Origin of the sequence: Phytohalomonas tamaricis (genome assembly GCF_003012345.1) — a bacterium.
In the GTDB taxonomy this organism is placed as follows: domain Bacteria; phylum Pseudomonadota; class Gammaproteobacteria; order Pseudomonadales; family Halomonadaceae; genus Phytohalomonas; species Phytohalomonas tamaricis.
This window is the reverse complement of sequence record NZ_PVRV01000020.1, coordinates 143,342-166,488: the sequence shown is the minus strand read 5'-3', so window position 1 is coordinate 166,488 and position 23,147 is coordinate 143,342. Positions and strand designations below refer to the sequence as shown.

Annotated in this window: 23 protein-coding genes; 20 read left to right on the top strand and 3 right to left on the bottom strand. The window is 54.9% G+C overall.

All coding sequences use genetic code 11. The features are described 5' to 3' along the window. Positions 1 to 27: 27 nt before the first annotated feature. Complete coding sequence (locus C3Z11_RS06290; protein WP_106477733.1) at positions 28 to 558, bottom strand: DUF2062 domain-containing protein; 531 nt, start codon at positions 556 to 558, stop codon at positions 28 to 30. 107 nt (positions 559 to 665) lie between these two features. Here C3Z11_RS06290 and C3Z11_RS06285 point away from each other — a divergent pair, with 107 nt between their 5' ends. From C3Z11_RS06285 to murB, 9 genes are read left to right on the top strand one after another with little or no spacing between them, the layout of a single operon-like run. Further along, complete coding sequence (locus C3Z11_RS06285) at positions 666 to 2,945, top strand: DNA internalization-related competence protein ComEC/Rec2 (RefSeq protein ID WP_106477104.1); 2,280 nt, start codon at positions 666 to 668, stop codon at positions 2,943 to 2,945. A 27-nt stretch (positions 2,946 to 2,972) separates the two neighbouring features. After that, positions 2,973 to 3,611, top strand: a complete 639-nt coding sequence (locus C3Z11_RS06280; protein WP_106477103.1) for a MotA/TolQ/ExbB proton channel family protein — start codon at positions 2,973 to 2,975, stop codon at positions 3,609 to 3,611. Further along, positions 3,608 to 4,018 carry an ExbD/TolR family protein gene (locus C3Z11_RS06275; RefSeq protein ID WP_106477102.1) on the top strand — a complete coding sequence of 137 codons (411 nt, stop codon included), beginning with the start codon at positions 3,608 to 3,610 and terminating at the stop codon, positions 4,016 to 4,018. Before C3Z11_RS06280 ends, C3Z11_RS06275 begins: the two co-directional genes overlap by 4 nt. Positions 4,019 to 4,026: 8 nt before the next feature. Next, positions 4,027 to 5,769: a lipid A export permease/ATP-binding protein MsbA gene (msbA, locus tag C3Z11_RS06270; RefSeq protein ID WP_106477101.1), complete on the top strand. Its 1,743-nt coding sequence runs from the start codon at positions 4,027 to 4,029 to the stop codon at positions 5,767 to 5,769. Between the two features lie 25 nt (positions 5,770 to 5,794). Next, entirely contained in the window at positions 5,795 to 6,784 is a 990-nt protein-coding gene (gene lpxK, locus C3Z11_RS06265; protein WP_106477100.1) for a tetraacyldisaccharide 4'-kinase, read from the top strand. Positions 6,785 to 6,825: 41 nt separating this feature from the next. Then, positions 6,826 to 7,038: a Trm112 family protein gene (locus tag C3Z11_RS06260; RefSeq protein WP_262927325.1), complete on the top strand. Its 213-nt coding sequence runs from the start codon at positions 6,826 to 6,828 to the stop codon at positions 7,036 to 7,038. Continuing rightward, a complete protein-coding gene (gene kdsB, locus C3Z11_RS06255) occupies positions 7,035 to 7,805 on the top strand; it encodes a 3-deoxy-manno-octulosonate cytidylyltransferase (RefSeq protein WP_106477098.1) in 771 nt (256 codons plus the stop codon). The genes C3Z11_RS06260 and kdsB overlap by 4 nt, the downstream gene beginning before the upstream one ends. Next, positions 7,802 to 8,278 carry a low molecular weight protein-tyrosine-phosphatase gene (locus C3Z11_RS06250; RefSeq protein ID WP_262927273.1) on the top strand — a complete coding sequence of 159 codons (477 nt, stop codon included), beginning with the start codon at positions 7,802 to 7,804 and terminating at the stop codon, positions 8,276 to 8,278. The genes kdsB and C3Z11_RS06250 overlap by 4 nt, the downstream gene beginning before the upstream one ends. 3 nt (positions 8,279 to 8,281) lie before the next feature. Continuing rightward, positions 8,282 to 9,301, top strand: a complete 1,020-nt coding sequence (gene murB / locus C3Z11_RS06245) for a UDP-N-acetylmuramate dehydrogenase (protein WP_106477097.1) — start codon at positions 8,282 to 8,284, stop codon at positions 9,299 to 9,301. A gap of 113 nt (positions 9,302 to 9,414) precedes the next feature. Here murB and rne read toward each other — a convergent pair whose 3' ends face one another. Then, positions 9,415 to 12,732, bottom strand: a complete 3,318-nt coding sequence (gene rne / locus C3Z11_RS06240; RefSeq protein ID WP_106477096.1) for a ribonuclease E — start codon at positions 12,730 to 12,732, stop codon at positions 9,415 to 9,417. Between the two features lie 601 nt (positions 12,733 to 13,333). On the opposite strand from rne, the gene C3Z11_RS06235 reads away from it, so the two are divergent. The 3 genes from C3Z11_RS06235 to sppA all read left to right on the top strand — a co-directional run bounded on the left by C3Z11_RS06235 (position 13,334) and on the right by sppA (position 16,158). Beyond that, positions 13,334 to 14,284 carry an RluA family pseudouridine synthase gene (locus C3Z11_RS06235; protein ID WP_106477095.1) on the top strand — a complete coding sequence of 317 codons (951 nt, stop codon included), beginning with the start codon at positions 13,334 to 13,336 and terminating at the stop codon, positions 14,282 to 14,284. Positions 14,285 to 14,378: 94 nt separating this feature from the next. Next, the gene (locus tag C3Z11_RS06230; RefSeq protein WP_106477094.1) at positions 14,379 to 15,095 is read left to right on the top strand and encodes an HAD family hydrolase; all 717 of its coding nucleotides are present in this window, start codon (positions 14,379 to 14,381) and stop codon (positions 15,093 to 15,095) included. Further along, complete coding sequence (gene sppA / locus C3Z11_RS06225) at positions 15,088 to 16,158, top strand: signal peptide peptidase SppA (RefSeq protein WP_106477093.1); 1,071 nt, start codon at positions 15,088 to 15,090, stop codon at positions 16,156 to 16,158. Before C3Z11_RS06230 ends, sppA begins: the two co-directional genes overlap by 8 nt. Positions 16,159 to 16,178: 20 nt before the next feature. Here the strand turns inward: sppA and C3Z11_RS06220 are convergent, their stop codons facing one another. After that, the gene (locus C3Z11_RS06220) at positions 16,179 to 16,769 is read right to left on the bottom strand and encodes a Maf family protein (protein WP_106477092.1); all 591 of its coding nucleotides are present in this window, start codon (positions 16,767 to 16,769) and stop codon (positions 16,179 to 16,181) included. Between the two features lie 171 nt (positions 16,770 to 16,940). Here C3Z11_RS06220 and C3Z11_RS06215 point away from each other — a divergent pair, with 171 nt between their 5' ends. The 8 genes from C3Z11_RS06215 (at position 16,941) to pabC (ending at position 23,144) form a co-directional block, all read left to right on the top strand. Further along, positions 16,941 to 17,468, top strand: coding sequence for a YceD family protein (locus C3Z11_RS06215; protein WP_106477091.1), 528 nt, complete (start codon positions 16,941 to 16,943; stop codon positions 17,466 to 17,468). A gap of 30 nt (positions 17,469 to 17,498) precedes the next feature. Continuing rightward, positions 17,499 to 17,675 carry a 50S ribosomal protein L32 gene (rpmF, locus tag C3Z11_RS06210; protein WP_106477090.1) on the top strand — a complete coding sequence of 59 codons (177 nt, stop codon included), beginning with the start codon at positions 17,499 to 17,501 and terminating at the stop codon, positions 17,673 to 17,675. 23 nt (positions 17,676 to 17,698) lie between these two features. Beyond that, complete coding sequence (gene plsX, locus C3Z11_RS06205; protein WP_106477089.1) at positions 17,699 to 18,721, top strand: phosphate acyltransferase PlsX; 1,023 nt, start codon at positions 17,699 to 17,701, stop codon at positions 18,719 to 18,721. Positions 18,722 to 18,817: 96 nt separating this feature from the next. Continuing rightward, positions 18,818 to 19,780, top strand: coding sequence for an ACP S-malonyltransferase (fabD, locus tag C3Z11_RS06200; RefSeq protein ID WP_106477088.1), 963 nt, complete (start codon positions 18,818 to 18,820; stop codon positions 19,778 to 19,780). An 8-nt stretch (positions 19,781 to 19,788) separates the two neighbouring features. Continuing rightward, complete coding sequence (fabG, locus tag C3Z11_RS06195) at positions 19,789 to 20,532, top strand: 3-oxoacyl-ACP reductase FabG (protein WP_106477087.1); 744 nt, start codon at positions 19,789 to 19,791, stop codon at positions 20,530 to 20,532. A gap of 98 nt (positions 20,533 to 20,630) precedes the next feature. Next, entirely contained in the window at positions 20,631 to 20,864 is a 234-nt protein-coding gene (acpP, locus tag C3Z11_RS06190) for an acyl carrier protein (protein ID WP_019951639.1), read from the top strand. 222 nt (positions 20,865 to 21,086) lie between these two features. Beyond that, positions 21,087 to 22,319 carry a beta-ketoacyl-ACP synthase II gene (fabF, locus tag C3Z11_RS06185; protein WP_106477086.1) on the top strand — a complete coding sequence of 411 codons (1,233 nt, stop codon included), beginning with the start codon at positions 21,087 to 21,089 and terminating at the stop codon, positions 22,317 to 22,319. 24 nt (positions 22,320 to 22,343) lie between these two features. Further along, positions 22,344 to 23,144, top strand: coding sequence for an aminodeoxychorismate lyase (pabC, locus tag C3Z11_RS06180; protein ID WP_106477085.1), 801 nt, complete (start codon positions 22,344 to 22,346; stop codon positions 23,142 to 23,144). Positions 23,145 to 23,147 lie beyond the last annotated feature (3 nt).

The window sequence follows — 23,147 nt, the reverse complement described above, 5'->3', positions numbered from 1 at the left end:
CCGGTATCTTTTCTCCCTCCATCTAGTTTATTTCGCCTGGTTACGCTGCCGTCTTTTTTGACGGCGGTGCCAGCTCCACATGATATGCCAGCGCCAGAGCAGACGAATCAAGATGTTACTGGTAAGGCCGATAGTTATTGCACAGACCAGTGAGCCTAGAAACAGCGCTGGCATGATATCTGCCAGTTGGGTGGCGAACCATTGCGCACTCAAATGATCCGGCATGTGTCGTGGCGGGGTGTTGAGCAGCCATGTGCCAGCCATGTACGTCATATAGAACACGACGGGCATTGTCAGCGGATTGGTTACCCATACGAGGGCCACGGCCAGCGGTAAATTGCATCGCAATAGCCAAGCACCGAAAGCGGCGACCAGCATCTGGCCAGGAATCGGCAGCAGCGCACAAAATAGCCCGACCATGAATGCATTGCCCACGCTCTGTCGGGAAACCTGCCATAGCAACGGATTGCCTATCAAGTGACGCATAAAACGCAGCGACTTGTGGCTGTGAAGCGTTTCCGGAGCTGGCAGATAACGTTGAATCAATCGACGAGGCATAGCGAAGGTCGTGGCAAAGTGACAGGGTCCATTATCCATAGTTACCGCTTCAGCGGCTATTCATTGATGTTTCTAGGCGTTTCTGGCTTCTCTACACCGGGAAACGTATGTCCGTTATAGCCCGAGTCGGCATTTTGCCCTTGTTGGCATTATCGGCACTTACAGGTGCCTGGTTGAGCGCCCATGTTCAATCGTCATGGCTCACGTTATGGGCGATGATATGCCTTTTGGCACTTGCCGGTCGCCAGTGGCTGTTTCTTTGTTGCTTGCTCACCCTGGCATGGTGTAGCGGGTCATCCATGATTGCCCAGGATTCCCGACTCGCCGATGGGTTGGCGGGGCAGGATGTGACCTTATCAGGGCGCATAGAGGCGTTATCCGTTCAAGCGCAGAGTACACGCTTAAGTGTTCGCGTCGAGCAGTGCCAGCCTGGCGAGAATGATTTGCGGCCCTGCCATCGTCTGGGACGTGTCCGGCTCAACTGGCATCAGGCACCACCGCTTAATGTAGGCGAGCGTTGGCAACTTGTCGCTCGGCTGAAGCCTCCCCATGGTTATGCCAATCCTCACGCATTCGATTATGCCGCTTGGCTCACCCACGAAGGCTATGGCGCGACAGGCTATGTACGGTTGGCAGAGCAATCGCGTCTGCTATCCAGTCCTGAGGGATGGAGGGTGGCAGCTCGTGCTTATCTTGCACGCCATGTCGATAACGAGAATACGCGGCGCTGGCTGTCCGCGCTGACCCTCGGCGAGGGCGAGGCGTTATCCCGTGATGAGTGGGATCTGCTTGCCGATACCGGAACCACGCATTTAATGGTGATTTCCGGTCTTCACGTTGGACTAGTGGCCTTTGCCGCATTATTTCTGAGTCGTCTGATGGCTCGGCTGGCTTTCCCTCGTCGCTGGCGAGCCATGGATTGGCCCTGGCTCGTTGCAGGTATTGCGGCGTTACTCTATGCCGGGCTAGCGGGTTTTGGTCCGGCTGCCGTGCGGGCTGCGATCATGGTGTCTGTGGCGCTATGGGTCGCCAGCGGTCGCCATGCGCCAGGTGTCTGGCAGGGATGGTGGTTAGCGCTGCTGCTGATCATGGTGCTTACGCCGAATGCTATTCATCGCAGCGGCCTATGGCTCTCCTTCGGTGCCGTCGCTGTCTTGATTCTAGCCTGGCGCTGGCGGCCACCGCCTAGCAAGAGCGTGGCACTTTTACGCACGCAGTGGCTTTTAACGCTGGCGACAGGGGCCGCTGTCCTGCTGATATTTGGTCGTTTAGTCCCGCTATCGTTTGTGATTAATCTGGTTGCTGTGCCCTGGGTCACTTTCGTGCTGGTACCGTTGGGACTACTTGGGTGGGTGCTGGCCGGGTGGCCGTTACTGGCCGAAGCGTGCTGGCAGCTGTTTGGCTGGGCGCTGGAAGGCATGCTCTATGGGCTCGACTTACTGGCGGGTCACATGCCAGCTTGGCAATTGCCGGCATGGCAGGTGCTTCCCTTCGCTTGTGTGCTTGGGTTATGGGCGGTTCTTGCCTTGCTTCCCGGGTTGAGCTTTCGCTGGCGATGTCTCGCCGCCCTTAGTCTCGTTCCCGTTTTGTTTTGGGCGGCACCGCCCAAGGTGGAACCCGGAGTATTTGATGTCACGGTTCATGATGTAGGGCAGGGTGAGCTTGTGGTGGTCGAGACCACTCACTACCGCCTGATGTTCGATACGGGGCCAAAGCTTCGCTCAGGATTCACACCGTTGAGTACGCTATGGGCAGCGCGCCAGCATTTCGATACCGTCGTTGTCAGCCACGCTGACAACGATCACTCCGGTGGTGTGGCTGCACTGCAATCATTACATGATGTCGGACAGTGGCGTGCGCCTACACAGACGACTATTGCCGCTTCTGATGTCAAACCGTGCCGTGCCGGAGAGGCTTGGCGTGTCGATGGCGTCACCTTTCGTTTTCTCTGGCCATTGTCGCCACGCATGTTGCCTGAGGGTGAGAACGATCGCTCATGTGTACTCTTGATTGAGAACAGCCATGCGCGCGTATTGATCACCGGTGATGCTGGCATTGACATCGAAAAGCGACTTTTCGAATTTCTGGATGAACCTGTCGATCTCTTGGTGGCGGGACATCACGGTAGCAATACAAGCTCATCGCGTGCCTTCGTTATCCGCGCCAAGCCGCGTCATGTGATATTTAGTGCAGGCTACCTCAGCGCGTATCACCATCCTCATGATGAAGTGGTGCGTCGCTTCTCGCGTCAGGGAAGCTGTCTGTGGAATACGGCCATTGATGGAGCGGTAAGATTTCACTTCAACGCAGGCGTTATCAGCGTCGATGCGATGCGGTCACAGGCCGGTGTCGAAGGAGGCTGCGTTGGGGTAGAATCCGCGTTCTGACGGTCATTAAAACATGAGGAGCAAGCCTTGCTCGATGCGCTGATTTCTGGTGGCGTCTTGATGCTGCCTATCATTGCCTGCTCTCTGGTGGCCTTGGCTATTATTCTGGAGCGGTTGTGGGCACTGCGTCCTGAGCGTATTGCGCCAAGGGGTTTAGGGCAGGAAGTCTGCGAACAGATTGGTCGTGGTCAGGTCGATCTCGATCAGCTTGAACACCACTCGCCGCTAGGGCGTGTGCTGGCGGCTGGACTGCGCAATACCCGCCTTGGGCACGAACAGGTTCGCTCACGTCTTGAAGATGCTGCACAAGCTGTGATCCATGATATGGAGCGTTTTTTGAGTCCGCTGGGCACGATTGCATCGATTGCTCCGCTGCTTGGGCTTTTAGGTACGGTCGTGGGGATGATCGAGGTCTTCCAAGTCATTGTCGATGCGGGTAGCGCTGAGCGTGCCAGTCAGCTTGCAGGTGGAATATCCCAGGCATTGGTGACCACTGCGGCAGGGTTGTGTGTGGCTATTCCCGCATTGATATTTCATCGCTACTTCGAGCGTCGTGTCGAGTTCATCACGGTACGTATGGAGGAACAGGCAGGCCAGGTTGTGGAGTTTCTGGCCCACCACTCGGGGGAGTTAACCTTGGCTGGGCGGCGGGAGATGAACACGTGAAGTTTGCTAGGCGCCGCCGTACACCGGTTGAACTCAATCTGACGCCACTGATCGATGTCGTCTTCCTGCTGCTGATCTTTTTCATGGTGTCGACCACCTTTGATGCGCGCAAGGCGTTGGAGCTGGAACTTCCTTCTGCTTCCAGTAGCTCTGCCGTTGAAGCGGCACCGATTGTCATCGAGATTACTGCAGATGGCCGCTATCGCTTGAATGAGCAGCCTGTATCTGCCGATACGTTGCGTTCGGCATTGGAAACGAAGCGAGATGCGGCGCGCGCGCATGGCGTAATCATCGAAGCCGATGGACATACTGAACATCAGCGTGTTGTCACGGTAATGGATATTGCCGGTACGCTGGGAATCCAACATATTCGTATCAGCACCCGTTTGGGTGATGACTCCCGCTAGGAGCATTCGTGAAGCAACCCTCTAGCTGGACCCTTTATTTGCGTCTGTTGCGCTATGTCAAACCGCACTGGAAGGCATTTGCAGCTGCGGTAGTGGGATACATTATTTATGCCGCTTCAAGTACCGCGCTGGCAGAAATGATGAAGCGCCTGATCAATGGCATTCAGGAGCCGACGGCTGATTTTCGTCTACTCATGCCGTTGTTCGTGATTTGCATGTTTGGTGCGCGAGGTGTCGGCACATTCCTCGGTACCTATTTCATGGAGTCCGTGGCCCGAAATGTCGTTCATGCGCTGCGTATGTCGCTGTTCGGAAAGATGTTGAAGCTGCCGGGACGTTTCTTCGATGAGCACTCCAGTGGTCATCTGATTTCACGCGTCACCTACCATGTCGAGCAGGTAACCGGCGCCGTAACCAAAGCATTAACGGTTATCTTGCAGGAAGGCTTTTTCGTGCTGGGATTGACGGGTTATCTGTTTTGGACAAACTGGAAGCTGACCCTGATATTCATTGCGGTGACGCCGATTATCGGTGGCGTGGTGGCTTATGCCAGCAGGCGGTTCCGGCGCTTGTCGCGGCGTATTCAAAAATCTGTCGGTGATGTGACCCATGTTGCCTCCGAGGCTATCTCGGGCTACCGCGTGGTTCGTACGCACGGCGCTGAAACGTTCGAGTACGAGCGTTTCAATGCCGCCAGCGAATACAACCGTGCACAAAGCATGAAAGTGGCATTGACCAAGGCGGTCAGTGCGCCCGTTATTCAGACGCTGGTTGCTGTATCGCTGGCTCTGCTGGTCTGGTTGGCCATGGCACCAGAGCTGATGGCTAACATGAGTGCAGGCGCGTTTGTGGCCTTTATCACTGCGGCATCAATGATGGCCAAGCCGATCAAGTCATTGACCGAGATTAACGGCTTGATTCAGAGAGGCCTGGCTGCGTCACAGGAAATATTTTCTCTGCTCGATAGTCAGACGGAACCTGATGAGGGAAGCTACGACCCTGGTCGTGCCAAGGGCGAAGTGACACTGGAGCAGGTCAGCTTCCGCTATGCGCCTGAACAGAGCGATGCTTTGAAAAATATCGACCTCACAGTTTCGCCAGGTGAGATGATTGCGCTGGTAGGACGCTCTGGTGCGGGGAAGTCGACTCTGATTGGGCTAATGCCACGGTTCTATCAGCCTACCTCGGGACGTATTCTGATCGATGGTGTGAAGCTTGATGATTATGATCTCAAGGCGTTGCGGCGTCAGATTTCCCTCGTCACGCAGCAGGTAACGCTTTTCAATACCACAGTGGCTGAAAATATTGCCTATGGGCAGCCGGGCGCATCGCATGAGCGCATTATTGCCGCTGCCAAGGCTGCATATGCCGATGAGTTCATCAGCCGCTTGCCGAAGGGCTATGACACCGTTATCGGCGATAATGGTGTCATGCTCTCCGGAGGGCAGCGCCAGCGCATGGCCATTGCGCGTGCGATTTTCAAAGATGCACCTATCCTGATTCTGGACGAGGCAACATCTGCCCTGGATACGGAATCTGAGCGTTATATTCAGCGTGCCTTGGAGGAGGTATGCAAGGGACGCACAACTTTCGTGATCGCACACCGGCTTTCGACCATTGAGCGCGCCGATCGTATTCTGGTCATGGATCAAGGCGAGATCATCGAATCGGGAACGCATGCCCAGCTGCTTGAAGAGGGCGGAGCATACGCTGCGCTGTACAATATTCAGTTCAGTGAGCAGGGGGCATGAATATCATGGGGCGCCGGGAGAGCAAATGAGCTGGCTGGAAAATGCCTGGTATACTGATGCTGCCTGGCTGAAGGCCTTGACGCCTCTGGAAGCTATATATAGCCGGGTTGTGACGCGGCGGCGCGAAAGCTATGTCAGCGGGCGTCGTCCTATCTGGCAAGCTTCTGTACCGGTCATTGTGGTCGGCAATATTACCGTAGGCGGGACAGGCAAGTCGCCGCTGGTGGCTTGGCTGGGGCGATGGTTGGCTGAGCGAGGCTGGCGGCCGGGCATTATATCGAGAGGATATGGCGGCCGTGCGCCGCGTTATCCTTTTTATGTCGATGCAAGCGCCAATACCGAGTATGCCGGTGATGAACCGGTAATGCTGGCGCAGCAGACCGGGCTGCCGGTTGTGGTTGATCCTGATAGACCTCGGGCGGCGCGCAAGTTGATTGCCGCAGGATGCGATATTTTGCTGTCTGACGATGGTCTACAGCATCTCCAGCTGGGTCGGGATATTGAGCTGGTCGTGGTTGATGGTGAAAGGGGCTTCGGCAACCATCACTGCCTGCCAGTGGGACCTTTAAGGGAGCCTTTGTCTCGGCTGGCGGATGTCGATGCCGTTATCACCAACGGCGCGCTTGACGTTAAAATACCTGCTTCGCAGTATTCGATGTCGCTGGTGCCGCGTGCCTGGCGTCATCTGATCGATAACGTCTGCTACGGTATCGATGAACGGCCGTTTTCAGGACACGTGCATGCCACTGCAGGTATTGGAAATCCGCAGCGCTTTTTCCGCACGCTGGAGCAGTTGGGTATTGATTTTGAGCGGCATCCTTTGCCTGATCATCACCGTTTCACGGCGACAGATCTTAAATTTGCCGATAATCTGCCGGTCATCATGACAGCAAAGGATGCCGTAAAGTGCCGACATTTCGCTAACGAGCGCTGCTGGGCGCTAGATGTCGAAGCGCAGCCTGAAGCGCCTCTGATTGATTGGCTAGTCAAGCGGCTTGATAAGCTCGAAGGCTGATAGCGCGTATACGGTTCGACTACATTAAGGGATGCAAGATGATAGACAAGCAATTACTCGCCATGCTGGTGTGTCCACGCAGCCAAGGCAAGCTCGAATACGACCGTGATGCCAATGAGCTCAAGTGTCGCGAGAGCGGTTTGGCCTATCCCGTGCGCGACGGTATTCCCGTCATGCTGGAAGAGGAAGCACGACTCATGAGCGTTGAAGAAAAGCTTGGTAAAAACAAGGTAGGCAGAGATCATCTGGCATGACGGATGAATTCATCGTCGTGATTCCGGCGCGTTACGCGTCGTCTCGCTTGCCCGGCAAGCCATTGGCTGATATCGCAGGGCGGTCGATGATTGAACACGTCTGGATGCGCGCTACTGAATCGAATGCTTCACGAGTAATCATCGCCACCGACAGTGAGCAGATCGAACGTGTTGCCTGCGGCTTTGGTGCCGAGGTAATGCTGACCAAGTCCGATCATCCCAATGGGACGGCCCGCCTTGCGGAGGTGGCTGCGCGGTTGCAGTTACCCGCCGATGCCCAGGTAGTCAATGTGCAGGGCGATGAACCGCTGTTGCCTCCAGCACTAATCAATCTGGTCGCATCGCGTCTTTCTGCCGATAAGCAGGCCTCGATTGCGACACTGGCAGAAACGATTGACGATTTCGATACCATGATGCGCTCCAGCGTGGTCAAGGTAGTACGGGATGTTGGGGGGCGGGCACTTTATTTTTCTCGTGCACCCATTCCATGGGATCGTGATCGCTTCGCAACTGGACGGCCGACTGCTGGCCTGGGTGAGGGCTGGCTACGTCACATCGGTATCTATGCTTATCGTGCTGGCTTTCTGGCTGAGTATGTTAAATGGACATCAGCGCCAATTGAAGAAATTGAACAGCTTGAGCAGTTGCGGGCGATGTATTACGGCCATCGTATCCAGGTCGCCATTACTCCGCTTGACTATCCGGCTGGTGTTGATACGCCAGAGGATCTTGAACGTATTCGTATACTGATGCAGGACAAACAATGATTAAGGTGTTGTTCGTCTGCCTGGGCAACATCTGTCGCTCTCCGACAGCGGAGGGTGTTTTTCATGCCAAGCTTGCCTCTGCGGGATTGACGCATGTCGTATCAGTCGACTCCTGCGGTACAGGACATTGGCATGTAGGCAAGCCGCCGGATGAGCGAGCCTGCAATGAAGCCATGATGCGCGGTTTATCAATCGATACACTGCGGGCTCGCCAACTTGAAGATAGTGATTTAATGACGTTTGATTACATCTTGGCGATGGATCAAGATAATCTTGATGTATTGATGTCGCGAAGGCCTGCCGATTGCCAAGCCCACATTGGTTTACTGCTCGATTTTGCAGAAACCCCCGCTGTTCGTGAAGTTCCTGACCCTTATTATGGTGGTCGCGAAGGGTTTGCCTATGCTTATGAGTTGATTGAGTCGGCCAGTGATGGGTTGATTGCTCATCTGCGTACACGGCATGAGGTATAAGCGGTGCGAGTACGCCATAATGTCGCGTTGACCGACGCTAATACACTTGGTTTTTCTGCGCTGGCTTCTCGTTACGTTGAAGTGGCAACTCTGGACGAGGCGTGTCAGGCATTGGCGCTGGCGCGTCGTTACTGCTGGCCACTGACAGTGTTGGGCGGTGGCAGCAATGTCATCATGCAACATTATCTTTCCGGCTTGGTATTGCGTCCGGTAGGTCAGGCCCGCTGGATTGAGGCACTTGACGATAAGCGGGCATTATTGCATGTCGAAGCGGGTGTGCCTTGGCATACCTTGGTCGTCGAGCTTGCTCAGGCCGGCTGGTGGGGAACGGAGAATTTGGCGCTGATTCCCGGTTGTACCGGTGCGGCTCCCATCCAGAATATTGGTGCCTACGGTGTCGAGCTTGCTGATGTACTCGAGGCGGTTCATATCGTTCATCTTGAAGACGGCCGCTATGAAATACTCACCCGTGAGGCGTGTTGTTTTGGTTATCGTGACAGTATCTTCAAACATGCCCTGCAGGATCGCGTTGTTATCGTTCGTGTAGTCTTGCGTCTGGAGCGTGAGCCCAAGCCTCGGCTCGAATATGGTGGGCTCAGTCAGCGAGTACCCGTTAAACCAATACCAATTGATATTGTCGACGCTATTTGCGCTCTGCGTCGGGAAAAGTTACCTGACCCGGCGGTGTTGGGTAATGTCGGGAGCTTTTTCAAGAATCCTGTCGTTGCCGAATCATTGGCATCGCGTCTGTACCAGTCATATCCTGATATGCCGATATATCCGACCGTGACGGGAGATGCCAAGCTGGCTGCTGGCTGGCTGATTGAACGCTGCGGTTTCAAGGGATATAGGGAGCAGCACGTTGGTGTACACGACCGTCAGGCACTCGTTTTAGTGCATCATGGCGGAGGAAACGCCAGAGAATTGCTTGATTTAGCCGAGCGGATAAAGCTAGCAGTGTACGAATGTTTCGGGGTGATGCTTGAGCCGGAGCCTCGTGTTATAGGCAATGAAGGCCATTAAAAGCTGTTGAAAGGACTTTAGCGCGATTGGCTGTAGAACATCGATAAAAAGCCCGCCAATTGGCGGGCTTTTTTGTTACTGATGTTCAGGATGAAACTAATGCTTCTTGAACATCAGTCTTTTTTCTCCTGCATTTGGCGACGACGCACTTCGCGTGGATCATTGTATGCCCGGCGGCGACGTGTCGGCGCTTCACTTGCGGCACTGGCATCCGCTTTTTCAGCAGGCGAGGGCTGCTGAGAGCTATCGTCTGCCTGCGTTGTGGACGTATTTTCCTGTGCTGAAGCGGAATTGACGTTTGCAACGGCTGCCTCTTGACCTTGCTCACTCGCCTCGATATTGCGCTCATGAGGCTGCTCCGTCAGCATTGGTTTACTACGCGGCTTCGCCTCTTCAGCGGCACTGCTTTGTTGTGGTGCGGTGTCAGCTGGCGCGGTACCTTCGGCAGCAGCCGTCGTGGTATCTTCACGCTTGGTAGCTCTATTGCCCATCGTTCGAGGTTTGCGGCTTTCACGCGGATGGGGCGCCTTGGGCTGAGCTTCTGGCTGCTTCTCGTTGTGCTGCTCTGGCGAGTCTGGCTTAGCCGGAGCAGAGCTCTCAGTTTCCACCTTGGTCTCACGCTTGCCTGGCATTGCAGCTATGCTGTCGTCCTGCCTGACTAACGCTGTGCCGGTGGCCTTGGGCATTTTCTGCTCGGCGCTCTCGGGCTTTTCTGCTTTTTCAGCCTGCTGCTGGTGGCGTTCACCCATGGCACTCGCCGCGGGTTCAGCGGTGGTATCTAGCGCTGCGGTTTCGGCAGGCTGATCTGGCTGAGTCTGCTTCGGGGCATTCGCTTGCAGGGAAGTATCATTGGCGTTTTCGCTCGGTGTCTGTTTTTCGACATCCTGCGTCACGCTGGCTCCCTGCGCTTCCTGGGGAGTGTCACTGCCTGAGGCTTGGCCGGCCGCACGCTGATCCGTATTGCCTGCTGGGCTTGCACCGTCGCGAGCAGATTCTTCACCATTTGACTGGGGCGCTGAGGCCCCAGTATCGGCTACTGAACGCTTGGATTCAGCCTTGGCATCTTTGGCAGGCCTTGAGGGCTTCTCTTTCTTGGGCGCCGTGGGCTGAGACGTAGCGGATGAGTCGTCTTCCTGAGTGGTAGCTTCCGCTTGCAAACGTTCCTGCTCAGCAATGGCCGCTGGATTTAGTGCCTGAGTGCGGGTCCGCTGGCGCGGATTATTGCGCGTACGCTTGGGCTTCTTGTTACTTTCTTCTCGCGTATCATTTTGCGCGTGTTCACCGCGTTCTGTTGTTGCTCCCTTGGCGTCATCATCCTTGCCTGGCTCAGCCTTGGAGGGAGCATGATCCTGACGAGGCTTGTCCTGCACCTTATCGCTGCGCGTTTCCTGACGGTTGCTGCGCCGTTCGTTACGGCCATTATCGCTATTTTTCTCGCTGCGTTGACGTTCACCGCGCGGGTTTTCGTTGCGCTGGTTATCGCGCTTCTCATCACGGCTCGGCTGTTCGTCACGCTTGCTGCGATTGGGGCGGTCGCTACGCTCATTCCGCTGACGGTTGCCACTCTGGCTACGCGAATTATCATCCTGAGAAGAGGTGTCGCGTTTGGTAGCAGTCTGCGCTGCGCTTTTTGCAGATGACTCCTGAGAGGCACTCGGGCTGGGCGAAGAAGGGGCTTTTTGTTCATCTGGCGTAGCAGCGGACTCACTGCCGCCCAGCAATCGATTCACTCCCTTGAATAGCCGGCTGATAAAGCCACCACCGCCGCTAACCTCATTTGACGGTTCCGTGACAGTATCCTGGGTCAGCGAGGGAGGAACCGGTGCGGTATGAGCAACGGTTTTTACAGCGGCTTCAGCACGTACCGCAGGTTTCTCGAAGGCGGTTTCTTCAGTGGCAATGGCATCAGAGTCAACTGAAAGCTCGAAGCTCGACTTGAGTGCGTCATCTTCATCTACTTGGTCATCACGCAGACGCTGAACGTCATAATGCGGCGTATCCATGTCAGGATTAGGCAGCAGCATGACCTTGACGCCCTGGCGCTTCTCGATAATACCAAGCACTTCACGCTTTTCATTAAGAAGATAGGTCGCTACAGGAACCGGCAGGATGGCGCGAATCTGAGAGCTGCGCTCTTTCATCGCTTCTTCTTCGATCAGACGCATCACGGACAGGGCCAGTGAGCGCACATCACGAATCGTGCCTTGTCCATCGCAGCGTGGGCAGACGACGCCACTGGTTTCGCCAAGCGAGGGACGCAGTCTTTGGCGTGACATTTCCATCAGGCCAAAGCGTGAAATGCGTCCGATCTGAACGCGGGCGCGGTCGAGCTTGAGCGCTTCGCGAACACGATTTTCGACATCGCGCTGATTCTTGGCGGGAGTCATATCGATGAAATCGATCACCACCAGACCACCGATATCACGCAGACGCAGCTGACGCGCTATCTCGTCGGCAGCTTCGAGGTTGGTCTGCAAGGCGGTTTCTTCAATGTCACCGCCACGCGTGGCACGCGCCGAGTTGATGTCGATGGACACCAATGCTTCGGTGTGGTCGATGACAATTGAGCCGCCAGAAGGCAGTTTGACTTCACGCTGATAAGCCGTCTCGATCTGTGATTCAATCTGGAAACGAGAAAACAGCGGTACATCATCCACGTACAGCTTAACTTTCTGCTGATAGGATGGCATTACCTGCTGGATGAAGCCGAGCGCCTCGCCATGCGCGTCGGGATTATCGACCAGTACCTCACCGATATCCTGGCGCAGATAGTCACGCATCGCGCGGATGATAACGTTCGATTCACGATAGATAAGGAAGGGCGCTGCGCGTTTGCTGGCCTCTTCGGTGATCGATTCCCATACCTGAACGAGATAATCCAGATCCCATTGCAACTCTTCAGCGCTGCGGCCAATACCTGCTGTGCGGACGATTACGCCCATCTTTTCAGGCAGGGTGAGCTGATTCATTGCATCTTTGAGCTGAGTGCGTTCCTCACCTTCGATGCGACGTGAAATACCACCGGCACGCGGGTTATTAGGCATCAGGACTAAAAAGCGCCCAGCCAGACTGATGAACGTCGTTAGTGCGGCACCCTTGTTGCCTCGTTCTTCCTTGTCGACCTGGACAATGACTTCCTGGCCTTCCTTGAGGACTTCGCGGATGTTGGGACGTCCGGACTGGGACGGGTCCTTGAGAAAATATTCTCGCGAAATTTCCTTGAGAGGAAGAAAGCCGTGACGCTCGGCACCAAAGTCGACAAAGGCAGCTTCGAGACTCGGTTCGACACGAGTAATCTTGCCGCGGTAAATATTGGCTTTCTTCTGTTCTCTAGCCCCGGATTCAATATCCAGGTCATACAAGCGTTGTCCATCGACTAGCGCGACCCGTAATTCTTCGGGTTGGGTCGCGTTAATGAGCATCCGTTTCATGTCGTCTCGCTGACTGAACGCGCCGGAAGGCGCCGCTCGATAACGTCGGCGACGGCGAACCGCTACTGCTTTGTGTTGTGCTCAGCGCATGTCGAGGATGCGTGTTACACGCTCTCTTTTCCCGTTCGGCAAATGCTGAGAACGTGATGTGATCATGTTGAGTACGCGGCGGTGTCAGGACATGTCACGGTGGCGTTTTGACGCTCTACCGGTCCTTGAAGTCAACCGCCAGACACCTGCATTCGTCGATTCGGCGACGCCGGCCTCCGGCACGGTGGTGGTTTTACCCCGTGATCATTTGGAACCCGGGCGTTGCAATACGTTGTTACTTCTATCCAGCAATACGTGGTCTTGCGCTACTTCTGATACGTGACTGTTTAACGTTTTCAGTATTCGTCGCTTCGGCCTGCATGTCCTTTAAGGGCAGGCGCTGTACTTGGGCATTTATCGCCCATCAAAGCGAGTTTGGAATATAACAGTAAAGCCTACCCCCAGCAATTGGGGTCAAGGCGTCTCGAATCAGCTAGAATGCCGAGTTTTACAAGTTATGTGTCCACTTGCCGAAGGCAGGTGGCTTTTCGCGATAAGTGAAGGTGAAGGTATGGCCGAAGGGCGTGAGGTTCAGTGGCTCGAAGTGACCGAGGGCCAGGTCGGGCAACGGCTCGACAATTTTCTCCATACCCGTTTGAAGGGTGCGCCGCGTGCGTTGGTGTATCGCATCGTTCGCCGGGGCGAAGTGCGCGTCAATGGCAAGCGCGCCAAGGTTGATCAGCGGTTGGCGGTGGGTGACAAGGTGCGCGTCCCCCCGTTGAGGCTGGCACCCGAGGAGGCGGTGCGCGAGGTGAGCGATAATTTGAAGAACTTGCTTGCCGGTAACGTGTTGGCGGAGTCCAAGGATTGGCTGGTCATCAACAAGCCTTCCGGTCTAGCTGTGCACGGTGGCAGTGGCGTCAAGATTGGTTTGATCGAAGCGTTGCGTCAGATTCGTGACGATCTCTCTTTTCTTGAGTTGGTGCATCGGCTTGATCGCGATACATCGGGCTGTCTACTGCTCGCTAAATCGCGTGAGTCATTGTTGTCGCTGAATGCAGCGCTAAAAGAAAAGAAAATGGAGAAAATCTATCTGGCCTTGGTAGCCGGGCGTTGGCCGGAGCGGCGTGACTGGGTTAGTGCACCCTTGTCACGCTACGATGCGGGCAATGGAGAGCGGCGCGTGAAAGTCGATAAGGGAGAGGGCAAGCGTTCACGGACGCGGTTTGCTGTACGTGAAGTCTTCAAGGGAACAACGCTGATCGAGGCTGAGCCGATCACGGGACGTACTCATCAGATTCGTGTGCATGCGCAGCATGCCGGTTATCCGCTGTTGGGTGACGCCAAATATGGTTCGCGTGACACCGAGCGGCTTGCGGCTCAGCTGAAGCTCGAAAGGCTGTTTCTACATGCCTATACGCTGACGTTTCCTGATCCGAAGAGCCAACGACCGATTACCGTCAAGGCTTCGCTTGATGGCGCACTGGAAGGGGTGTTGGCAAGGGCGAGAAGCTTGAGTTGATGGTGAGCTTGTTCATCACGCCATGTAGCCGCGCGTTAGATTGATCTGACATGCTGCCCGCTTGCATATGAATGTAATCATTAAGGAAGCCACTGTGCGCTATCGACTCGTCATTTTTGACTGGGATGGAACGTTAATGGATTCCGAGGCGCGTATCGTTGCCTGCATGCAGGCTGCTGCACGCGATATCGAGTGGCCAGCGCTTTCACATGAGGCCGTACGTGACATCATTGGGCTGGGCTTGCCGGAAGCCATCGCACGTTTGTGTCCAGGTATCGATAGCAGACGTGCTGAATTGATGCGCCAACATTATGCAAATCATTTCGTTACGGCTGAAGAAGCGTTGCCTTCAATGCCTTTCTTTGCAGGCGTTGAGTCAGGCATTGCGAGGCTGCGTCAGAATCCCTCGCAGTTGCTTGCTGTGGCAACGGGCAAGAGTCGACGCGGGCTTGATCGCATCTTTAACAAGACAGCGTGTGGCCCCTGGTTTCATGCCAGTAGGACAGCGGACATGACGCTCTCCAAACCGGACCCGCTAATGCTTGTTGAACTGATCAGTGAACTTGATGTGGCGGCGGATGAGGCGCTGATGGTGGGTGACAGCGAATATGATATGGGGATGGCTGTCGCGCTGGGTATGGATTGCGCTGCAGTGACTTACGGCGTTCATAGTCGGAAGAGACTGGAAGCTTTCAAACCTGTCATGGTGGCGGATCATTTTACGGAGCTGGTCGATTGGCTGGTGGCTGATAAAAGAGTCATTGGTCCCATGGAGAGTGAGTTAATAGAAGGAAGTGGCAAGCATGAGTGATGAACGTTCGCATGATCCCTGGACTGATGAGCGCATAGAAGGTGCGCATGGCAATGCAGCATCTGATGGGACGGGACAGGAACGGGAATCTCCCGCCGTGTTGCGTGAACGTCAAATGCTTGCCCAGACCGAGATGATGGATCGCTGGCTGGGGGAAATGGTCAAGGAACGTCGGCGCAGTCGGCGCTGGAAGATATTCTTTCGACTGTTTCGTTGCCTGGTGATTCTTTTCATTGTCGCCGTGATCGCCTTTGGCGTTTGGACGGCGGATGGTGAAGACATGCCATCCACGCCACACGTGGGCGTGATCGAGGTGAAGGGAGTCATTGATGGCGATGCTCAGGCCAGTGCTGAACGCATTATCGAAGGGTTGGATCAGGCCTGGAATAATCCAGCAGCCAAGGCGGTGGTATTGCACATCAATAGCCCCGGTGGATCACCTGTACAGTCGCAACGTGTCTATGACGAGATCCGTCGCCTTCATGACCAGGGCGGCAAGCCGATCGTTGCGGTGATCGAGGATATCGGTGCCAGCGGTGCTTACTATATTGCATCTGCGGCTGATGATATCTATGCGGCCCCCGCCAGTTTAGTTGGCTCGATTGGCGTGATCTACTCAGGCTTTGGCCTGCAGGGAGCTATCGATAAGCTGGGTGTTGAGCGCCGAGTGTTTACTTCCGGAGAGAACAAGGATTTTCTTGATCCCTTCACGCCTATCGGGGATGAGCAGCGCCAGTTCTGGCAGGAAGTCCTCGATACGACCCATCGTCAGTTTATTGACGACGTCAAGAAAGGACGTGGTGACCGTCTAAGTAACGATCCGCAACTGTTCTCAGGTCTGATCTGGACGGGAGAGCAGGCGCTGCCACTGGGCCTTATTGACGGCTTGAAGGGGCTTGATCAGTTTGCTCGTGAAACGGTGGGTTCCGATGAAACCGTTGACTATACGCCCGATATCGATCCATTCGAAAAGCTTTCACGCCAGTTCGGTCGCGTTGCTGCCGAATGGCTCGGGCTCGACACGATCAATCATGCCTCACCGCTTAGATACCAGGCGCCATGATAAATACGTTGACCCTCGGGCTATGCCTTAGCTAATAGAGGGTCTAGACCTGCCTCTCTGAGCATCGCACACAGGCGTATGAGCGGCAGGCCAATCAGCGTATTAGGGTCATTGCCTTCAAGGCTTTCAAACAGGGTGATGCCTAACCCTTCCATGCGGAAACTGCCTGCGCTATCGAGAGGTTGCTCTCGGGCGACATAAGCTTCTATCTCGGCGTGACTTAAGCAGCGAAAGACTACATCGTAGGATTCCACGCTGACCTGATGGGTGTTTTTAGTGCTGTCAATCACGGCCAGGCCGGTTAAAAAGCGTACCCGTTGTCCCGAAAAACGCGCTAGTGTCCTGCGCGCGGTTTCTGCGTCGTGCGGTTTGCCAAGAATAGTATTTTCGAATACGGCAACCTGATCAGAGCCGATAACTAGATGGTTTTTGTGCTGCTCGGCCACTGCAGTGGCCTTGGATAGCGCCAGGCGGTGGACCAGTGCGTGTGGTGTCTCGCCTGGGCGAGCTGTTTCATCGATATCCGGACTGACGCATAAGAAGGGGAGGCCCAGCCGTTCAAGAAGCTGACGTCTCCAGCGAGACCCTGAAGCAAGTATGAGCTGTGGCATGCGCTACCCTTAAATTAACGATGAGTTTGAAATACGTGGCTGAGTAATATGCGTTATGAATGGTTTTCCAATACGAAAACCAAGATGAAAGCCAGTAAATGATGTAAATGACCGGCTTGATACTGCAAGTACTTTGACACGAACACTGACAATCCCTATTATTGCGCGCCTATGTCAACCACGCGATTACCGAATACCGTCGAGCCTTACCGACTCGCCGCCAGTGCCGAACGTCTGGAGGGAAGCGTCAAGCTTACCGACATGCCTAGGCTTGTCGAGGCGATTGGTGCTCAGGAGGGTGACTGCCTTGCCAGGCTCTCATTTGATATTGATGCGCAGCGTCAATATTTCATTGAGGGCGATCTGACGGCTGATGTCATGCTGCCTTGTCAGCGTTGTCTTCAGCCTATGCCTGTCAGTCTCAAGAGCGACTTCCTGCTCGGGATGGTAACCAGCGATGCTCTGGCTGCCAACCTGCCCGGACGCTACGAGCCGGTGCTCGTGGAGGACGAGAAGCTTGATCTTCTGCCGGTTGTCGAGGATGAAATTCTTCTGACGCTACCGCAGGTGGTTTACCACGATGAGGCGGATTGTGCTGTCTCTCGCGATCAGCTGCAAAGCGGTGAAGACGTAGATGGCTCAGACGATACCGCTCCCAACCCGTTCAGTGTGCTGCGTACGCTGAAGGATAAAACCTGATTCCTTTCGACCTACGACTGGAGAAGAAACATGGCTGTTCAACAGAATCGTAAAACCCGTTCCAAACGCGGCATGCGCCGTTCCCATGATGCCCTGACTGCGCCTGCGCTATCTCAGGACAAGGAAACCGGTACTACTCATCGCCGCCATCATGTGGCTCCGGATGGCTACTATCGCGGTCGTAAAGTCATCGATACTGAAGCCTGATTCGGCTTTAGAGCGTACGCACTTTGCGTATCGCCGTCGATGCAATGGGCGGGGACTACGGTCCCCGCGCTACTATGCAGGGAGCAGCGCATGCATTGCAGCTTCATCAAGATATTGAAGTGTTGTTGTATGGTCCGCGCTCGTTGCTTGATGATGCTTTAAAGTGTTTACCTAAGCGATACTGGTCTGTTCGCTCACGTATCGTGCTTGTAGATGCCAAGTCGGTTATTTCTGCTTCGGCGCGTCCCTCCAGTGTTCTGCGATCCCCTGAAAATTCAAGTCTGCATTGTAGCCTTCGCGCCCTGCGTGATGGCGAGGCAAGCGCATGTGTTAGCGCTGGTAATACCGGGGCGCTGATGGCTATAGCACGCCGGTATCTGGGTATGACCGAAGGGATTACTCGACCCGCCATCAGTACAGCCGTGCCGACGGTTTCCGATGGTCGCTGTTATATGCTTGATTTGGGCGCAAATGTTGATTGTCAGCCTTTTCATCTCGTGCAGTTTGCACGGATGGGGGCTGTCATGGCCCGTGTTGTTGACGGCCTCGAAATGCCGCGTGTCGCACTTTTGAATATCGGTATCGAAGATGTCAAGGGTGAGCGACGCGTTCGTGAAACGGATCATTTGTTGCGTGAGAGTCTTTCTTCGATGTTCCACTATGTAGGGTATATCGAAGGCGATGATATTTTTGCTGGCACTACGGATGTAGTAGTGTGCGATGGTTTCGTGGGTAACGTGGCGCTCAAAAGCAGTGAGGGCCTTGCACGTATGCTGGGGCAGCGCCTGCAGATGACGTTCGAAGCGAATTGGCGTACGCGGCTGGTGAGCTTGTTGGCTCGACCGGCATTGTCGCGTTTTAAGCAGGAACTCGACCCGGTACGTTACAATGGCGCAAGCCTGCTTGGTTTGGCGGAGACTGTAGTGAAAAGCCATGGTGGAGCTGATGCTCTGGGATTTTCATTTGCGATTTCTCGAGCATACAGCGAGGCTTTACAGGCATTACCGGTGCGGTTGGCACAAGGTCTCCGCCAAGAGGCAGGATGAGTAGGGTTCGTGCATTCTTTCTTGAGCCGCGTGCGGTTTAATGAAGAATGGGCATGCGCCCCGATTCGATCAACCTAATATGGATAGGTGACCGTCATGACCGATACCCTGGCCCTCGTATTTCCTGGTCAGGGCTCTCAGCAGATAGGGATGCTGCGAGAGCTGGCCGAGCGTTACAGCGTGGTGCGCACGACTTTTGAAGAAGCCTCTGGTGCGCTGGGTTACGACCTGTGGAACGTCGTTCAGGAAGGCCCTGCTGAAGCATTGAACGCGACGGCATGTACACAGCCGGCCCTTTTGGCGTCAAGCGTTGCTATCTGGCGCGTGTGGCAGGAACTGGAAGGCCCTCGCCCAGCGGTAATGGCAGGCCATAGCCTGGGTGAATATAGTGCATTGGTATGCTCTGGCGCGATCGGCTTTGCCGAGGGGCTACGCCTGGTTCGCCTGCGTGGCGAAGCGATGCAGGCAGCCGTGCCTGAGGGTGAAGGCGCCATGGCCGCTATTTTGGGATTAGACGATAGTGCAGTCGAGAAGGCCTGCCGTGATGCGGCACAGAATGATATTGTCGCGGCGGTAAATTATAACGCGCCAGGGCAAGTCGTGATTGCCGGGCAAAAGGGTGCCGTTGATCGTGCGATTGCGCTATGTCAGGAGGCTGGCGCCAAGCGAGCCATGCCACTGCCTGTATCCGTGCCGTCCCATTGTGATTTGATGAAGCCTGCTGCGGAACGGTTGCTTGAAGGCATTCATGCCATTGAGATCAAAACGCCGCGCTATCGTGTTGTGCAAAATGTCGATGCAAGTGCGCATGAGGACACTGAGGCGTTAACCGAGCGGCTGGTGGCGCAGCTTTATTGCCCCGTGCGCTGGACGCAATGCGTCGAAAGTATGGTGAGCAGCGGGGCGCGTGTATTTATTGAGTGCGGGCCGGGCAAGGTATTGACTGGCTTGGGTAAGCGTATCGACCGTCAGATAAGAGGGCTTGCAGTGAATGATCCTGAAAGCCTGAGCGCTGCGCTGGAGCTAGCACGCGAAACTATCGCCGAAGACAATAAGTGAGTCTTATCATGACAAGCGAAGCTAAAGTTGCATTGGTAACCGGTGCAAGTCGAGGTATCGGCCGCGCAATTGCGCGTGAGCTGGGACGCCAGGGCCATGTGGTCATTGGTACTGCAACCAGTGAAAGTGGCGCCGAGCGTATCAGTGAAGATCTTGAGGCGCAGGGTGTCACCGGTGCCGGACGCATGTTGAATGTCAATGATAGCGCGGCGATCGATGCTTTATTGAAGTCAATCGAGGCTGATTTTGGGGTGCCGACTATCGTCGTCAACAATGCAGGCATTACTCGTGATAACCTGCTGCTGCGCATGAAAGATGGTGAATGGGACGAAGTGTTGGATACTAACCTGAAATCCGTCTACCGTGTATCAAAGGCCTGCTTGCGTGGTATGACGCGTGCAAGATTCGGACGCATCATCAATATCAGCTCAGTTGTGGCTACGCTGGGAAATGCCGGCCAAGCCAACTATGCTGCTGCCAAAGCGGGTATGGAGGGATTTACGCGTTCTTTGGCACGTGAGGTCGGGTCGCGTGGCATTACAGTCAATGCTGTGGCGCCGGGCTTTATTGCCACTGATATGACCGAGAATTTGCCTGAAACGCAGCAAGCGGCACTGAAAGCGCAAATTCCTCTGTCTCGCCTAGGTCAGCCGGAAGAAATCGCTGCAGCAGTGGCTTTTTTAGCAAGTGATGCGGCGGCTTATATCACAGGCGAAACGTTGCATGTCAATGGTGGCATGAACATGCGTTGATAAGCATGTGATGTGCGGTTGCGTCGTTTAAAAGCGGCCTATAAACTACCCGCAGCTTTTGGAGCAAGCGGATTCGTACCACTAGGAGTAACGAGATAATGAGTACCATCGAAGAGCGCGTAAAGAAGGTTGTGGCTGAGCGCCTTAATGTTAAGGAAGAAGAGATCCAGAACAGCTCTTCCTTCACTGAAGACCTCGGCGCTGATTCGCTCGACACCGTCGAATTGGTAATGGCGCTTGAAGAGGAATTCGATACTGAAATCCCCGACGAGGAAGCAGAAAAGATCACTACCGTACAGGAAGCGATCGACTACATCGTCGCTCATCAGTAATAGCGTTTGAGCGGCTTTTACGCCGCTTGCGCGTTATAAAGCCGCTCTGGAAACAGAGCGGCTTTCGTTTTGTATGCAGAGAAAATGATGAGTATTTCATCATTCAACTCATGCGATAAGCAGTATAATGTTGCATTCTTAATCGTGCGTAATCATCAGTTGATGGGCGCGCATTGAACTTACGGCGACGCCGTATTCATCTGGTTGTTTGGAGGAGTGCCAATGCCTCGCAGAAGGGTCGTGGTAACCGGACTTGGCCTGGTGACCCCGGTTGGTAATACCGTCGAGGAAAGCTGGAGCAATATAAAGGCCGGCAAGAGCGGTATTACTCCGATCGAGCATTTTGACGCTAGCGGCTTTAATACCCGGTTCAGCGGCTCGGTGAAGCATTTCGAACCTGGCCTTTATTTCAATCCCAAAGAGGCCCGCAAGATGGACCTCTTTATCCAGTATGGTGTAGCTGCGGCGGCGCAGGCGATCAAGGATGCTGGAATTGAGTGCACCGAAGAGAACGCTGAACGTATCGGTGTAGCGATAGGGTCAGGAATCGGCGGGTTGCCGATGATCGAAAACAACCACGAGTCCTTGAATCGTGGTGGACCACGAAAGATTTCACCGTTTTTCGTGCCTGGTTCGATCATTAATATGATCTCTGGCAATCTGGCGATTCAACATGGCTTTAAAGGGCCTAATATCGCTATCACTACAGCATGCACGACCGGAACCCACAATATCGGCTACTCGGCGCGTACCATTGCTTATGGCGATGCCGATATCATGGTGTGCGGTGGCGCGGAGATGGCGACAACGCCCCTGGGGTTGGGTGGGTTTTCTGCAGCACGCGCGCTTTCAACACGCAATGACAGTCCAGAAACGGCCAGTCGCCCTTGGGATCGCGATCGTGACGGCTTTGTGCTGTCCGATGGGGCCGGTATCGTCGTGTTGGAAGAGTATGAGCATGCCAAAGCTCGAGGCGCACAGATTTATGCGGAGTTGATAGGTTTCGGCATGAGTGACGATGCTTATCATATGACTGCGCCCAATGGTCATGGTGCCGAACTTGCCATGCGCAATGCGATCAAAGATGCCAAGATCGATCCCGACCAGCTTGATTACATTAACGCTCACGGTACATCAACCCAGGCGGGTGATGTTGCCGAGAGTCAGGCGATCGAGCGTGTTATGGGAGAGGCATCCAGGCATGTTGCGGTCAGCTCGACCAAGTCGATGATTGGTCATCTGCTTGGCGCTGCCGGTGCTGTTGAGGCCATCTTCTGCATACTGGCGCTGCGCGATCAGGTTGCACCACCGACGATTAATCTTGATAACCCCGACGAAGGCTGTGTACTTGACTATGTTCCGCACAATGCACGGGATATGAAGATCGAGTATACGTTGTCGAACTCGTTCGGTTTTGGTGGAACCAATGGCTCGTTGATCTTTTCCAAGGTCTGAGTCGCAGCGCATCAGGGGCCCGAGATGCTTGATGCATTTCCTTTCGATGACCGTGGCGTTGCCTACGGCGACGGTGTGTTCGAAACGGTGTTGGTCCGTGATGGCCGTCCCATGTTATGGGAGGAGCATATCGCGCGTCTGATTCGAGGCGCCGAAAGGTTGGGGTTTCCTCCGCCATCACACGATAGCCTTGATGCGTTGCCTTGCCAGGCTGGGCCGGGTCTCTCTGTCTTGAAAATCATTGTGACTCGTGGCAGCGGGGGACGTGGCTATCTCGTTCCTCGCCCCGCCGAGCCGCGCCTGCGTTGGAAGGCAATGCCTTTCATACCTCAGACGATACGATGGGAACACGGCGTAGTAGTGCGTCATTGTCGGCTCAGACTGGCTATTCAGCCGATCCTTGCCGGTATTAAACATCTTAATCGGCTTGAGAATGTTCTGGCGCGTGACGAGTGGCATGATAACGATATTTCCGAGGGTCTGCTCAGTGATAGCGCAGGCAGAGTAGTCGAGGCAACGGCAATGAATCTGGCCTGGTGCCATAAACAGCGCTGGTATACGCCGCGTATGGACCAGTGCGGCGTGGCGGGCACTTTGCGTCAGGCGTTGCTTGAGCTGGATTGCCTGGAAGAGGCCGAAGCCCGTGCTGCAGATATAGCGGGAGCTGATGCGCTTTGTGTTTTCAACTCCGTACAAGGCGTATGGCCTGTCGTTCGGTTACTCGAACCTACGGGTGACCTGATCGCGAACTGGGCCGTTGCCGAGAATCAGCGTCGTTTTCAAGCCCAAGCCCATGCGCTGCTGGGCTATCCCGCCACTGTCTGAACC